General features: G+C 42.7%; 12 protein-coding genes and 1 pseudogene. 4 read left to right on the forward strand and 9 right to left on the reverse strand.

Features of this window, described 5'->3' with window-relative positions:
- A pseudogene (locus A3EO_RS0108445) lies at positions 1–250 on the reverse strand (IS1595 family transposase); the annotation flags it as partial.
- A gap of 110 nt (positions 251–360) precedes the next feature.
- On the opposite strand from A3EO_RS0108445, the gene A3EO_RS0108450 reads away from it, so the two are divergent.
- Both A3EO_RS0108450 and A3EO_RS0108455 read left to right on the forward strand, forming a co-directional pair.
- Complete coding sequence (locus A3EO_RS0108450) at positions 361–1,149, forward strand: pirin family protein (RefSeq protein WP_018346804.1); 789 nt, start codon at positions 361–363, stop codon at positions 1,147–1,149.
- A 46-nt stretch (positions 1,150–1,195) separates the two neighbouring features.
- Positions 1,196–1,756, forward strand: a complete 561-nt coding sequence (locus A3EO_RS0108455) for a hemerythrin domain-containing protein (protein ID WP_018346805.1) — start codon at positions 1,196–1,198, stop codon at positions 1,754–1,756.
- A 43-nt stretch (positions 1,757–1,799) separates the two neighbouring features.
- On the opposite strand, the gene A3EO_RS0108460 is transcribed toward A3EO_RS0108455, so the two are convergent.
- Both A3EO_RS0108460 and A3EO_RS0108470 read right to left on the reverse strand, forming a co-directional pair.
- Positions 1,800–2,144 carry a DMT family protein gene (locus A3EO_RS0108460; protein WP_013745562.1) on the reverse strand — a complete coding sequence of 115 codons (345 nt, stop codon included), beginning with the start codon at positions 2,142–2,144 and terminating at the stop codon, positions 1,800–1,802.
- Positions 2,145–2,264: 120 nt separating this feature from the next.
- A complete protein-coding gene (locus A3EO_RS0108470; RefSeq protein ID WP_018346806.1) occupies positions 2,265–3,632 on the reverse strand; it encodes a GntP family permease in 1,368 nt (455 codons plus the stop codon).
- Positions 3,633–3,978: 346 nt separating this feature from the next.
- Here A3EO_RS0108470 and A3EO_RS0108475 point away from each other — a divergent pair, with 346 nt between their 5' ends.
- Entirely contained in the window at positions 3,979–4,506 is a 528-nt protein-coding gene (locus tag A3EO_RS0108475; protein ID WP_018346807.1) for a gluconokinase, read from the forward strand.
- 10 nt (positions 4,507–4,516) lie between these two features.
- Positions 4,517–6,316 (forward strand): phosphogluconate dehydratase, encoded by a 1,800-nt coding sequence (gene edd / locus A3EO_RS0108480; RefSeq protein ID WP_018346808.1) that lies wholly within the window; start codon positions 4,517–4,519, stop codon positions 6,314–6,316.
- A gap of 54 nt (positions 6,317–6,370) precedes the next feature.
- Here edd and A3EO_RS0108485 read toward each other — a convergent pair whose 3' ends face one another.
- From A3EO_RS0108485 to A3EO_RS0108510, 6 genes are all read right to left on the reverse strand, one after another.
- Positions 6,371–7,288, reverse strand: coding sequence for an EamA family transporter (locus A3EO_RS0108485; RefSeq protein WP_018346809.1), 918 nt, complete (start codon positions 7,286–7,288; stop codon positions 6,371–6,373).
- Between the two features lie 62 nt (positions 7,289–7,350).
- Positions 7,351–8,355 (reverse strand): peptide ABC transporter ATP-binding protein, encoded by a 1,005-nt coding sequence (locus tag A3EO_RS0108490; RefSeq protein WP_018346810.1) that lies wholly within the window; start codon positions 8,353–8,355, stop codon positions 7,351–7,353.
- A complete protein-coding gene (gene dppD, locus A3EO_RS0108495; protein ID WP_013745555.1) occupies positions 8,348–9,331 on the reverse strand; it encodes a dipeptide ABC transporter ATP-binding protein in 984 nt (327 codons plus the stop codon). Before dppD ends, A3EO_RS0108490 begins: the two co-directional genes overlap by 8 nt.
- An 8-nt stretch (positions 9,332–9,339) precedes the next feature.
- Positions 9,340–10,230, reverse strand: coding sequence for a dipeptide ABC transporter permease DppC (gene dppC / locus A3EO_RS0108500; protein WP_018346811.1), 891 nt, complete (start codon positions 10,228–10,230; stop codon positions 9,340–9,342).
- A gap of 11 nt (positions 10,231–10,241) precedes the next feature.
- Positions 10,242–11,252 (reverse strand): ABC transporter permease subunit, encoded by a 1,011-nt coding sequence (locus tag A3EO_RS0108505; protein ID WP_018346812.1) that lies wholly within the window; start codon positions 11,250–11,252, stop codon positions 10,242–10,244.
- Positions 11,253–11,345: 93 nt separating this feature from the next.
- Positions 11,346–12,941 (reverse strand): ABC transporter substrate-binding protein, encoded by a 1,596-nt coding sequence (locus tag A3EO_RS0108510; RefSeq protein ID WP_018346813.1) that lies wholly within the window; start codon positions 12,939–12,941, stop codon positions 11,346–11,348.
- Positions 12,942–13,159 lie beyond the last annotated feature (218 nt).

Below are 13,159 nucleotides of genomic sequence, written 5' to 3' on the forward strand. Positions count from 1 at the left end.
GACCTCTTTTCCCTTTTCGCACACCACCAAAATAGCTTTCATCTAACTCTACTTCGCCATCGAAAAGTTCATGTGCTTGTAGTGCTAAATGATGGCTGATAACGAGACGAATTTTTCGATAAAACAAGATGGCAGTATTGGCTTNAATGCCAAGCAAATCTGCTGCTGATCGTGCTGTTACTTCTAATACAAAAAATTCAAGCAGTTTTCTTTGTATAGATTTCTTTAGTTTACAATTGGTTATCTTCATTTTTGTAGCTTAGCATAAGTGCTAATCTACTTCAGCCCCAAAATATTTATCAAGAAAATCAAGCACATTGGGTTGGAGATGGATTTTTGGTTCAACCATTGTTCAGTCATATGGGGGAAGATCGTGGAACAAATCCATTTTTAATGTTGGATTATGCCGCACCACAATATTATGAACCAAATAAACGTACTCCACGAGGAGTCGGACAGCACCCACATAAAGGCTTTGAAACAGTAACTATTGCTTATCAAGGAGAAGTGGAACATCGTGATTCCAGTGGTGGTGGCGGTGTGATTAAAGCTGGTGATGTGCAATGGATGACAGCCGGAGCTGGTATTATCCATCAAGAGTTCCATTCTGAAGCATTTAGTCGTCGAGGTGGAATGTTTGAGATGGTACAGCTTTGGGTAAATTTGCCGCGTAAGGATAAAAATGTACCGGCACATTATCAACACCTCGCTAAAGAGAATATTCCGGTGGTGGAATTTGCCGATAATGCCGGCTATGCCCGCATTATTGCCGGTAATTTCGCCGATATTCAAGGGGCAGCGAAAACCTATACCAAGATGAATGTGTGGGATATGGCGATTAACGCCGGACGTGAAGTGGAGATTGAAATACCGGAAAGCCAATCGCTCTCTATGGTGGTGTTGCGTGGTAAAGCGACCTTTAATCACAATGAGCAGGCGAGTGCCGGACAGTTAGTCAATTTTGAAAGAAGTGCCGGCAAAGTTACCATTACTGCCGCAGATGAAGAGCTGAAAATTCTGCTGTTGGCAGGCGAACCGATTGAAGAACCGGTTGTGGGTTATGGTCCGTTTGTAATGAACTCTTTTGAAGAGATTCGCCAAGCGGTGAACGATTTTAATGCCGGTAAATTCGGTCAAATTGAAAATTGATAAAATGGGTGGTTGCTAAGGCATCCGCCCTGAATAAGGAGAAAATATGATGCTTTATAAACCATCCCATCCACACAGTTTATTGCAGGATGATCAACTTTTTTTATTGCAACGCTTTCCGCAAGACAAATGGCGGATGTTGCCGAGTTTCAGCGGTACTGCCGGTTGGTTAGGAATGCACGATAGCTTACGCTTCGGGCAAGGAATGCTGGATCATTTAGGGCGGCAATATTTGGAACAAAAATTAGATTGGGAAACGTTCCAACAACGTTTGTTGCACGAATCCTATTTGCATTACGGTCATTTGGACGGACATCATCGTTTAGAGGATGATGAACATTTTCCTAAAATGCGCTTGCAGCAGCCTAAGTTAGCTACCGGTTTCGATCTGTTGGAAAACGATCATCAGCAGATTGCCGAACGGTTAAGTGAAGTCAATCGTGATCTGTTACGTTTACGGCAAACACCGGTACCGCAAACGCAGCAAAAATGGGTCGAGCAGCTAATCAATAATATTAAACAGAGCGGTGAGCTGCTTTATCGTCATCTTGCGGATGAAGAAGATTTGGTGATCCCATTATTGGCGCTGCAATCAGAAACGGAATAATGCAGTGATACGATAAAAAACAGCCATTGAAACGGCTGTTTTTTTAACTTCTGAACACAAAATAGACGCAACCTAACAGACAAAGCCCTGCCCAGAGATAGTCTAATTTAAAGGGTTGTTTAAAGAACCAAATCAGAAATGGCACAAAAACAAGCAACGTAATCACCTCTTGGGTGATTTTCATCTGCCCGAAAGAGAAACCTTGTGCAGCAAGATATCGGGTTGCCGGAATCATAAAACTGTATTCCAGTAATGCGATAAACCAGCCGAAAATGACCGCTTGCCAAATCGGGGCATTATGCAGGAATTTCAAATGGCTGTACCACGCCAATGTCATAAAACAGTTGGAAATCACTAACAGCAATAAGGGGAAAATGTACGCAAACATCTTAGACCTGTGAAATTGAATATGGAAATAAGCGATGCATTTTACGCTTTTTTTGCTGACAGAAAAGTGGGCATCAAGAAAAAAGGTTGGGCATATGCCCAACCGTAAAGGTGTGATCAGTTAGAGGAAAATGCTGGCGATAGCGACAATAGTAAAACCGATAACGCCCAACAAGGTTTCCAAAACAGTCCAAGTTTTAAAGGTGGTTTTGGTGTCCATTTCTAAGAAACGGCTGATTAACCAGAAACCGGAGTCATTAACGTGAGATAACACAGTCGCACCGGAAGCGATTGAGATCACGATAAAACAGAGATCGAATTGACTTAATCCGGATGTTGCCGCAATGGTCGGAGCCATAAGGGCGGCTGTGGTGGTTAATGCCACAGTTGCAGAGCCTTGAGCAACACGTAAACAGGCAGAAATAACGAATGCCGCCACGATCACCGGCAATCCGGTGTCGGATAACGTGGATGCCAACACATCGCCGATACCGCTGGCACGCAACACGCCGCCAAACATACCGCCGGCACCGGTTACCAAAACGATTGAGCAAATCGGACCTAAGGCGCTGTCACAAAGTTTTTCAATCTGTTCTTTAGTGCGTTGACCTTTTAATAACATAATGGCAACCAATAATGTGATTAACAAGGCAACCGGTGTTTTACCTAACATTCTGAGGATTTCGACCCAAGTTTGTGAGCCGTCGATGACTTTGATGGTGCTTAATGTATTTAAGCCGGTATCTAAAAAGATTAAGCAAAGCGGCAATAACAGGATAAATAACACTTTTCTAAAACTTGGTACTTCAGAATTTGCGGTTTCAGCCACGACATTTTTGCTTAAAAAAGTGGTTGGCAGTGCAACGTGAATACGTTTGCCGATAAATTGTGCATAGAGATAAGCGCCGATATACCAAGTCGGAATAGCGGTGAGCAGACCGACAATCACTAATAATCCCATATTTACGCCAAGCAGTTCACCTGAAGCAACCGGACCCGGATGAGGCGGTAAAAAAGCGTGCATTACCGCAAACGCACCGGCAGCCGGAAAAGCATATTTTAAGGTGGAGTCGCCGAAGCGTTTCGCTACGCTGAAGATAATTGGCAACATTACCACCAATCCGGCATCAAAAAAGATTGGGAAACCGAATAATAGTGAGGTGACACCCAGCGCTAATGGTGCGCGTTTTTCGCCAAACAGATTAATGAGCGTATCCGCCAACACTTTGGCACCGCCGGTGATTTCCAATAGACGACCGATCATTGCGCCTAAACCAACGAGTAACGCAACGGATGCCAAGGTGTTACCGAAGCCGGTCAGCATTGTCGGTACAATTTTAGTGTAAGGTGTACCGGTAATAAGTGCGGTTAATAGGCTGACTAAGGTTAAAGAGACAAAAGCGTGAACTTTAAAACGTATAATTAAGATTAATAAAGCAATAATTGCACCGAGCGCAATTAAAAGCAGAGTTGTTGCATCGTGAGCCATATGATTCTCCCAAAAATAGACTTAAGAATTTAGCTGAATGTAATGTTACCGATAACAGAAAAAATGTAAAAATAAATTTTTCAAAAATGCGATCTAGATCTCATTTTTTCTGATTGCGATTTGTTTTGGTTCAAATATTAATCAATAAACAGTGGTTTTGATAAAAAATGACCTAAATCAAAGAAAAATAACTTCAGTTATTGACGAAATAGGCAAAATAGATTTAATCTTTAATTGTTACCGATAACATAAGGCTAAATTTTTATACTTTTGCGAGTGTAGTTTAGCTAAGAGGTTATCGTAGATGGATTTTAGCGAAAAATTGAGTGTCGTTAGGGGGATGAAAATGACAGCACAAAAAGGGAAAAGTTTTATCTTAATGGGCGTTTCGAGTACAGGCAAAACCAGTATCGGTACTGCAATCAGCCAGCAGTTGGGGTTGAAATTAATCGATGGAGATGATCTTCACCCACGTGCCAATATCATCAAAATGCGTGACGGTCATCCATTGAATGATGAAGATAGAGCACCTTGGCTGGAACGTATTCGGGATGCGGCATTCAGTTTGGAGCAAAAATCTGAACGAGGCATTATTATCTGTTCCGCTTTGAAGAAGAAATATCGCGATCAAATCCGACAAGGCAATGAAGATGTGAAATTTATTTTTCTAGAGGGGGATTTTGATTTAGTGCTGTCCAGAATGAAACAACGGCAAGGGCATTATATGAAAGTTGATATGCTGAAGAGCCAATTTGCCACGTTAGAAACACCGCAAGCCGATGAAAGCGATGTGATTCAAATTGATATTAATGCCCCTTTTGATGAGGTGGTTAAGCGTTGTGTCAGTGCTATTAAACCACTATTAGCGGAATAGGCGGTGCGGTATGAATTCTGTTATTGCTCAAGTGACTCAACGAATTGCGGAACGCAGTCGACACACCCGCGAACGTTATTTGGCTCGCATTGAACATCAGTTGCAACGAGGAAAGAGCCGTTCGCATCTGAGTTGCGGCAATTTAGCACATACAGTGGCAACCTGTTGTCCGGCACAGAAACAGACAATTTTGGATTTCACTAAAATCAATGTCGGCATTGTTTCTGCCTATAATGATATGTTGAGCGCGCATTCACCTTATGCTGAATATCCGACACAAATCAAACAGGCGTTGGAACAACTGGGACATTCCGCACAAGTGGCTGGCGGTGTGCCGGCAATGTGCGATGGCATTACGCAAGGGCAGCAAGGGATGGATCTTTCGCTGTTTTCACGTGATTTAATTGCACAAAGTACGATTATCGGTTTAAGCCATAATACTTTCGATGCCACATTGCTATTGGGCATTTGTGACAAGATTGCACCGGGGCAATTAATGGGGGCATTATCTTATGGGCATTTGCCGACCGCATTTGTACCGACCGGACCAATGGCAACCGGTATTTCCAATAAAGAAAAAGTGGCGATTCGGCAACAGTATGCGGCAGGTAAATTGGGCAAAGAGGCATTACAACAGATGGAAAATGCCGCTTATCATAGCAACGGAACCTGTACGTTTTACGGCACAGCAAATACTAATCAGCTGGTATTTGAGGCAATGGGTTTAATGTTGCCGGGATCGGCATTTGTGCCGGTAAACAGCCCGATTCGTCCATTGCTAACAGAATTAGTCAGCCGTCATATGGTGAAAATCAGCCAAAACGGCACAGATTTTCGACCATTAGCGAAAGTGTTGGATGAAAAAAGTTTGGTTAATGGTTTGGTGGCATTATTGGCATCGGGCGGCAGTACAAACCACACAATACATATGGTAGCGGTGGCAAAAGCAGCCGGTTTTATTCTAAATTGGGATGATTTTTCTGCGTTGTCGGATGTGGTGCCGTTATTGGCGAAAGTTTATCCAAATGGGCCGGCGGATGTAAATCAATTCCATCAGGCCGGCGGGGTGCCGTTATTGTTGAAACTGTTGGCAGAGCGCGGATTATTGCATTTAGATGCGACCCCGATTTATGGCTCAATGCAGGATTATTTCACGATGCCGACCCTACAACAAGGAAAACTGGTTTATCAGGCGGTGGATCAGACTTTAGATAAGAATGTGATTGCGGAGCAAGGAAAAGCATTCAGTGCACACGGCGGATTAAAAGTGGTTGCCGGTAATCTGGGACGAGGTGTGATTAAAATCAGTGCGGTGCAACCAGAAAAACGACGATTAACCGCACCGGCAATGGTGTTTGAGTCACAACAGGATGTGGTGAACGCTTATCAACAAGGGAAATTGACGCAAGATGCAGTGATTGTGGTGCGTAACAGCGGACCGGCGGCAAGAGGAATGCCGGAATTGCACCAGTTGATGCCGATTTTAGGCAATTTAATGGAGCAGGGGTTAAAAGTCGCATTGGTGACGGATGGGCGTTTATCCGGTGCTTCCGGGAAAGTACCTTCGATCATTCATTTAACGCCGGAATCTGTGAAAGGTGGGCCGTTAGCCTATGTGCAAAATGGCGATTTATTAGAAATTGATGCGGAACAGGGCATTTTAAACTGTTTAACCGATTTAAGTGAACGCCAAGCCGTGACGGTTGATCTCAGTGAAGAATACCAATATTCCGGACGAGAGTTGTTTAAACTGTTCAGACAAAACATCAGCTCGGCGGAAGAGGGGGCGACCATTTTCAATGATATATAAGTCGCAAGGACGTAAACATTGAGGAGGTTGGTAGCGATACCAACCTCTCTTTTTTTAATGTCTAAAATGGTGATGGCGACCGCCGAAGAAACGTAAAATTTCTTTCCCTGAAACGGTTAAGACAATCGCAGAAAGGATCGCGATGATGCCGAATAAAATCCGCACAGTCATCTGTTCGTGGAATACTAAAACGCCGACTAATAGCGCAGTAATCGGTTCTAATGCGCCGATAATGGAAGCGGTGGTTGAACCGATCATTTGAATAGACTGATTCATCAACACCAAAGAAAGCACGGTCGGAACAATCGCTAAGCCAATGATATTAATAAAAAATTGTGACGAATTATTTACTTGCAAATGTGTGCCGAAATCCAAACGGAGGAAAAACACCAATGCACTGAAGAGCAAGCCGTAAAAAGTTAATTTAATGATTGGCAGATTATGCAAAGGTGATTTTTCAACAGCAATAATGTAAATGGCATAAGTTAAGGCTGAAATAAAGACAAGTAAAACGCCAAACGGGTTAAGACTGGTGCCGTCATCGCCTTGGTATAACATAGAAACGCCAAAAATGACCAAAGTAATGGCGAGCATCGTGATTAAATTGATACGTTCTTTGAAGAACATAATCATCATCACCGCCACTAATAATGGATAGATGAATAAAATAGTTGAGGCAATACCGGCTTCAATCAACTGATAACTCATAAAGAGGGCGAGTGAAGAAATGGCAAACATTACACCAACGAAAATAACAGCAACTAATTCTGTTTTCGTGAGCGAAAAAGAAATTTTTTGCTGCCGCATAATGAATGCAAGGATCAAGCTGGCAACGCTAAAACGATAGAATAATACTGAATCGGGAGATAACCCTAATTCATATAAAGGTAGTGTAAATAAAGGGTTTAATCCATAAAAACTGGCGCCGATACAACCAAAGATAAACCCTTTAGAAACAAATTTTGAGATCATTTTTTAAACACACATAAATTAGAATGCGCGTATTATAGACCTTTTATTTTTTTCGTAAACGACTAATTGTCATTCACCATAAAGCAAGCAATTTTTACGCCGTCGGAATAGGTTTTTAATGCCGGTTGCTGTTGTCGGCACTGCTCGGTGGCGAACTGACAACGTGCATTGAAAGCGCAGCCTTTCGGCGGATTTAACGGACTTGGTAATTCGCCGGAAAGTTTAATTCGTTCTCGCCTTAATTCGGGGGATAATCTCGGCGTTGCGGAAAGCAATGCTTTAGTATAAGGATGACGCGGATTACCAAAAATCTGTTCGGTTGTGCCTTGCTCAACACAACGCCCCAAATACATCACCATCACTTCATCGGAAATATGTTCTACCACAGAGAGATCGTGCGAAATGAAAACATAGGATAAGCCTAGTGTTTCCTGCAACTCCATCATCAAATTGAGTACTTGTGCGCGAACGGAAACATCCAGTGCTGAAACAGGTTCATCTGCCACCACAATATCAGGATTCAACATTAAGCCACGAGCAATAGCAATGCGCTGACGTTGACCGCCGGAAAACATATGCGGATAACGATCATAAAACTCCGGACGTAATCCCACTTTTTCCATAATTGACAGCACCGCTTCTTTACGCTGCGCTTTGCTTAGGTTGGTATTAATTTTGAGCGGTTCATCTAAAATGGTGCCGATCTTCTTGCGTGGATTGAGTGAAGCATAAGGATTTTGAAACACAATCTGGATTTTTTGGCGGCGTAATTTAACGGTTTCATTATCTTTCACCAAAAAATTCTGCCCTTGATAATAGAGTTCCCCCTCTGTCGGGTTTTCAATCATTGTTAATAATCGCCCTAATGTCGATTTGCCACAGCCGGATTCACCAACCACCGCCAATGTTTTGCCACGTTGCAATTTAAATGAAACGCCATCAAGTGCTTTTACATATTGTACAGGTGCAAAAAATCCCTTTTTAACCGGGTAATATTTTTTTAGGTTAATCGCTTCCAATAAAGGCGAATCCGCCACTGTTTGTGTAGTAGTTTGTTTATCAGACATATTGAGGATTTCCTTGTGCATCAAGAGGCGTATGACATTTCACCAAACGGTTATTCAGCTTGTGTAGTTGCGGTTCAGTTTTACGACATTCATCGGTAGCATACGGGCAACGCGGATTAAGCAGACACCCTTGCGGACGATCGTATTTTCCCGGTACCACGCCGGGTAATGATTGTAAACGCGATTTACCGGTAGCAAATTCCGGCAAGGAGCGTAATAATGCCTGCGTATAAGGATGTTTCGGCTCGCGGAAAATATCTGCTGCCAATCCTTCTTCGACCACTTGACCGGCATACATCACGATAATACGGTGTGCCGCTTCCGCCACCAATGCTAAATCGTGCGTAATCAGAATTAGCGCCATATTCTCTTTTTGCTGTAATTCTAAAAGCAGATCAATAATTTGTGCTTGAATAGTCACATCTAATGCGGTGGTCGGCTCATCAGCAATCAATAATTTCGGCTTGCAGGCGATAGCCATTGCGATCATTACACGTTGGCTCATTCCACCGGATAATTGGTGCGGATAAACATCAAGCCGTGATTCCGGATCGGGAATACCGACCAGTTTTAACAATTCAAGGGTACGTTCACGGCGTGCACGGCGACTTCCGCCTTGGTGTACCTTAAGTGCTTCCATAATTTGGAAACCAACGGTATAACAAGGGTTTAAACTGGTCATTGGATCTTGGAAGATCATTGCTACATCGGCACCGACCAATTTTTGCTTCTGTTTTTCATCCAGTTTTAATAGATCTTGCCCATCAAACTGTAATTGGTCGGCACTGACACGTCCCGGAAAATCAATTAAGCCCATAATGGCTAAGGAACTTACCGATTTTCCCGAACCGGACTCGCCGACAATACCTAAAACTTCACCCTGTTCAACTTGATAACTGATGCGATCAACCGCTTTGAACGGCTTATCTTTATCGCCAAAATGAACAGATAAATTGTTGACGGTTAATAACGACATTGCTGCTCCTACTGTTTCAATTTTGGATCAAGTGCATCGCGCAAGCCGTCACCCATTAGGTTAAAGGCAAGCACAGTGAAGAGAATGGCTAAGCCCGGGAAAGTAACCACCCACCAAGCACGTTGCACGAACTGTAACGCTTCTGCCAACATTGCGCCCCATTCCGGTGTCGGTGGTTGCGCACCGATACCAAGGAAACCGAGTGCTGCCATATCCAAAATCGCATTGGAAAAGCCCATTGAGGTCTGTACGATTAATGGCGCGAGGCAGTTTGGCAAAATGGTAATAAACATTAAACGTAAAATACCGGCACCGGCGACACGAGAAGAGATAACGTAATCACGATTGATCTCATTTAAAACCGAAGCACGCGTTAAACGGACGTAACTCGGTAATGAGACAAAGGCGATTGCAAATGAAGCGTTGAGCAATGATGGCCCTAAAATAGCGACAATTGCAATGGCAAGCAACAGGCTCGGCAGCGCCAACATAATATCGATAATTCGCATAATGATCATATCGACTAAACCGCCGAAATAACCGGCAATTAAACCTAAAGTAACGCCCAAAATAAAAGAGAGTGAAACCACCAACAGCCCGATGAAAAGGGATAGTCGTGCACCATAGATCAGACGGGAAAGAATATCTCTGCCGACATCATCCGTACCTAAGATATGGCTCCAATTTCCACCATCAATCCAAGCAGGCGGCAACAGGAAGGCATCGCGAACCTGCATAATCGGATCGTGCGGTGCAATTACATCAGCAAACACGCTGATCACAAAAATAATGACAATGTATCCTAAACCGACCACAGCGCCTTTGTTTCGGCTGAAATTGAACCAAAATTCTTGTAGCGGTGAACGAGGCGCCGGTGCGGCAAGCTCAAGGGTAGACATAAATTAAATCCTTATTTGCGGTATCTAATACGAGGATTGACCACACCATATAACAGATCGACCAATAAATTGACGAGAATAATGATGGTGGCAATAATCAACACGGCACTTTGTACGACCGGATAATCTCTGGCACGAATGGCTTCAATAACCCATTTACCGATGCCCGGCCAAGAGAAAATGGTTTCGGTAAGAATCGCACCGGATAATAACTGACCGACAATCAGCCCGATGACGGTAACTACCGGTATTAATGCGTTACGCAGTGCGTGCACAACAATAACACGCATTGATGACAACCCTTTAGCACGCGCAGTGCGGATATAATCTTCGCCAAGCACTTCCAACATAGAGGAGCGGGTCATTCTTGAAATCACCGCTAACGGAATAGTGCCAAGCACAATAGAAGGGAGAATTAAATGCATCACCGCCGATTTAAATGCACCGGGTTCGCCGGATAACCAGCTGTCAATCAACATAAAACCGGTTACGGAATCGACCCAATATTCCGCATCAATGCGACCGGACACCGGCGTTAAATTCCATTGTACCGATACCAACAACATCAATAATAAGCCCCACCAGAAAATCGGCATAGAGTAGCCGGTGAGGGAAATTGCCATTACCGAGTGATCAAATATCGACCCTCGTTTAATCGCTGCCAAAATACCGATTGGAATGCCGATAATGACGGCAAATAAAATGGCGAAAACGGCAAGTTCGATGGTGGCAGGGAAGAGTGACAGAAATTCATCCAAAACCGGCACATTGTTTTTAAAGGAAGTACCGAAATCACCGTGGGCAATGCCTTTTAAATAATCGAAATATTGTTCAGGTAAAGATTTATCAAGCCCTAATTGATGCATCATTTGTTGATGAACTTCCGGACTTAAACCACGTTCTCCCATACGAATTTCGATTGGATCACCGGGAATGAGATGAATAAGAGCGAAAGTGAGTAAAGTGATGCCAATAAATGTTGGAATCACCATCGCTACCCGTTTGAAAATAAATCGAAACATAAAATTCTCATTAAACAATTAAAAGATTCTTGCCATCAAGTGATGGCAAGAAAGGTTGTTATCATTATAAAAGTGATAATATAGCGATTGTAATTATTCTAAGTCAACGCCGTAGAACGGGTGAAGTGAGAATGGGTTAATAACATAATTCTTCACTTCTTTACGAGTCGGCTCATAAACAGTTGAGTGTGCAATCGTGATCCAAGGCGCTTGCTCTTTGAAGATCACCTGCGCCTGTTTATAAAGCTCGGTACGTTTAGCCAAGTCGGTAGATTGCACCGCTTCACGAATTAATTTATCAAACGGTTCGTAACAGAATTTGGCATAGTTTGAACCTTGCTCTTTGGCAGCACAGCTTAACAATGTACCTAAGAAGTTGTCGGGGTCACCGTTATCACCGTTCCAACCCATCATACCGCTCGGATCTTCACCTTTACGCATACGCTGCAAATATTCACCCCATTCGTAGCTGACGATTTTGGCGTCAACACCGACTTTTTTCCAGTCTGCTTGAATCATTTCCGCCATACGACGTGCGTTCGGATTATATGGACGAGAAACCGGCATCGCCCAAAGTTCGGTGCTGAACCCTTTTTCAAAACCAGCCTCTTTTAGCAGTTGTTTGGCTTTTTCAGGATTGTATTCATAATCTTTAATATCGTCATTGTAAGACCACATTGTCGGTGGAATTGGGTTTTTCGCAATTTGACCTGTTCCTTGATAAACCGCATCCATAATGGCTTGTTTATTGACCGCATAACTTAATGCTTGACGCACTTTAACATTATCAAATGGCGGTTTAGTCACATTAAAGTTTAAATAACCGATGTTAAGTCCTGCTTTTTCGTGAACGGTAATGTCAGGGTTTTTCTTCATATCGGCAATATCCGCCGGATTCGGATAAGGAATAACGTGGCATTCACCTTTTTTCAATTTTGCATAACGAACGGAAGGATCCGGCGTAATGGCAAAGACAAGACGATCAATTTTTGCTTTGCCTTCCCAGTAGTCAGAAAAGGCTTTATAACGAATCAACGCATCTTTTTGATAAGACACTAATTCAAATGGTCCGGTTCCGATTGGTTGAGTATCGACTGCATCCGGTTTGCCTAAAGCCAACATTTTATCGGCATACTCTTTTGAAAGAATAGACGCAAAGTCCATCGCGACATTAGCAAGGAACGGTGCATTAGGTGCTTTTAGAGTAAAGCGAACGGTGTAATCATCAATTTTTTCAATTTTATCAATGATATTCGGCATATCCATACCGATAAAATATTCATAAGTTCCGCCGGAAACTTTGTAATATGGATTATTTTTATCTAATTGACGATTAAATGAGAACAACACATCGTCAGCGTTAAAATCACGGGTTGGTTTAAAGAGTTTATTTGATTGGAATTTTACGCCTTTACGGAGATGGAAAGTGTACACTTTGCCGTCATCTGAAATATCCCAACTTTCTGCCAATGACGGGATCACATTAGTTTTACCACGTTCAAAAGTGGTTAAGCGGTTATAAATGGCTTGTCCGCTGGCATCAATGGAGGCACCGTCTGTTACTAATTGTGGGTTGAATGCTGAAGGGGAGGCTTCTAAACAGTAAACTAATGTTTTGGGTGCAGCGAATGCCGCAGTAGAAAGAGAGAGCGCCAACACGGTAAGTGATAGCTTAGTTAATTTTTTCATAATTTCTCCAAGTTGTGTGTGTTTGCCATCGTTTTTATTGAAAAACGCATTTATTTAGTAGACAAAAACCTTTCTTTGTCAAGGGATATTTAACTAAGTTTAAATAAGTGGGTAAAAAGTGGTCATTAAAATCAAGAAATCACAACAAAAGTCATAATAAAAATAAATGTTTATTTATTGTTAATAAATTATTTGAAATGTGTCACAGTTTTAAACAA

Source organism: Gallibacterium anatis DSM 16844 = F 149 (genome assembly GCF_000379785.1).
In the GTDB taxonomy this organism is placed as follows: Bacteria; Pseudomonadota; Gammaproteobacteria; order Enterobacterales; family Pasteurellaceae; genus Gallibacterium; species Gallibacterium anatis.

Excerpts from the sequence above, each read along its gene's own strand:
- A3EO_RS0108450 (WP_018346804.1), top strand. The coding sequence starts at position 361 with ATGGGGGAAGATCGTGGAACAAATCCATTTTTAATGTTGGATTATGCC.
- edd (WP_018346808.1), top strand. The coding sequence starts at position 4,517 with ATGAATTCTGTTATTGCTCAAGTGACTCAACGAATTGCGGAACGCAGT.
- A3EO_RS0108505 (WP_018346812.1), bottom strand. The coding sequence starts at position 11,252 with ATGTTTCGATTTATTTTCAAACGGGTAGCGATGGTGATTCCAACATTT.
- A3EO_RS0108510 (WP_018346813.1), bottom strand. The coding sequence starts at position 12,941 with ATGAAAAAATTAACTAAGCTATCACTTACCGTGTTGGCGCTCTCTCTT.
- A3EO_RS0108485 (WP_018346809.1), bottom strand. The coding sequence starts at position 7,288 with ATGATCTCAAAATTTGTTTCTAAAGGGTTTATCTTTGGTTGTATCGGC.
- A3EO_RS0108470 (WP_018346806.1), bottom strand. The coding sequence starts at position 3,632 with ATGGCTCACGATGCAACAACTCTGCTTTTAATTGCGCTCGGTGCAATT.
- A3EO_RS0108475 (WP_018346807.1), top strand. The coding sequence starts at position 3,979 with ATGACAGCACAAAAAGGGAAAAGTTTTATCTTAATGGGCGTTTCGAGT.
- A3EO_RS0108460 (WP_013745562.1), bottom strand. The coding sequence starts at position 2,144 with ATGTTTGCGTACATTTTCCCCTTATTGCTGTTAGTGATTTCCAACTGT.
- A3EO_RS0108490 (WP_018346810.1), bottom strand. The coding sequence starts at position 8,355 with ATGTCTGATAAACAAACTACTACACAAACAGTGGCGGATTCGCCTTTA.
- dppC (WP_018346811.1), bottom strand. The coding sequence starts at position 10,230 with ATGTCTACCCTTGAGCTTGCCGCACCGGCGCCTCGTTCACCGCTACAA.
- dppD (WP_013745555.1), bottom strand. The coding sequence starts at position 9,331 with ATGTCGTTATTAACCGTCAACAATTTATCTGTTCATTTTGGCGATAAA.
- A3EO_RS0108455 (WP_018346805.1), top strand. The coding sequence starts at position 1,196 with ATGATGCTTTATAAACCATCCCATCCACACAGTTTATTGCAGGATGAT.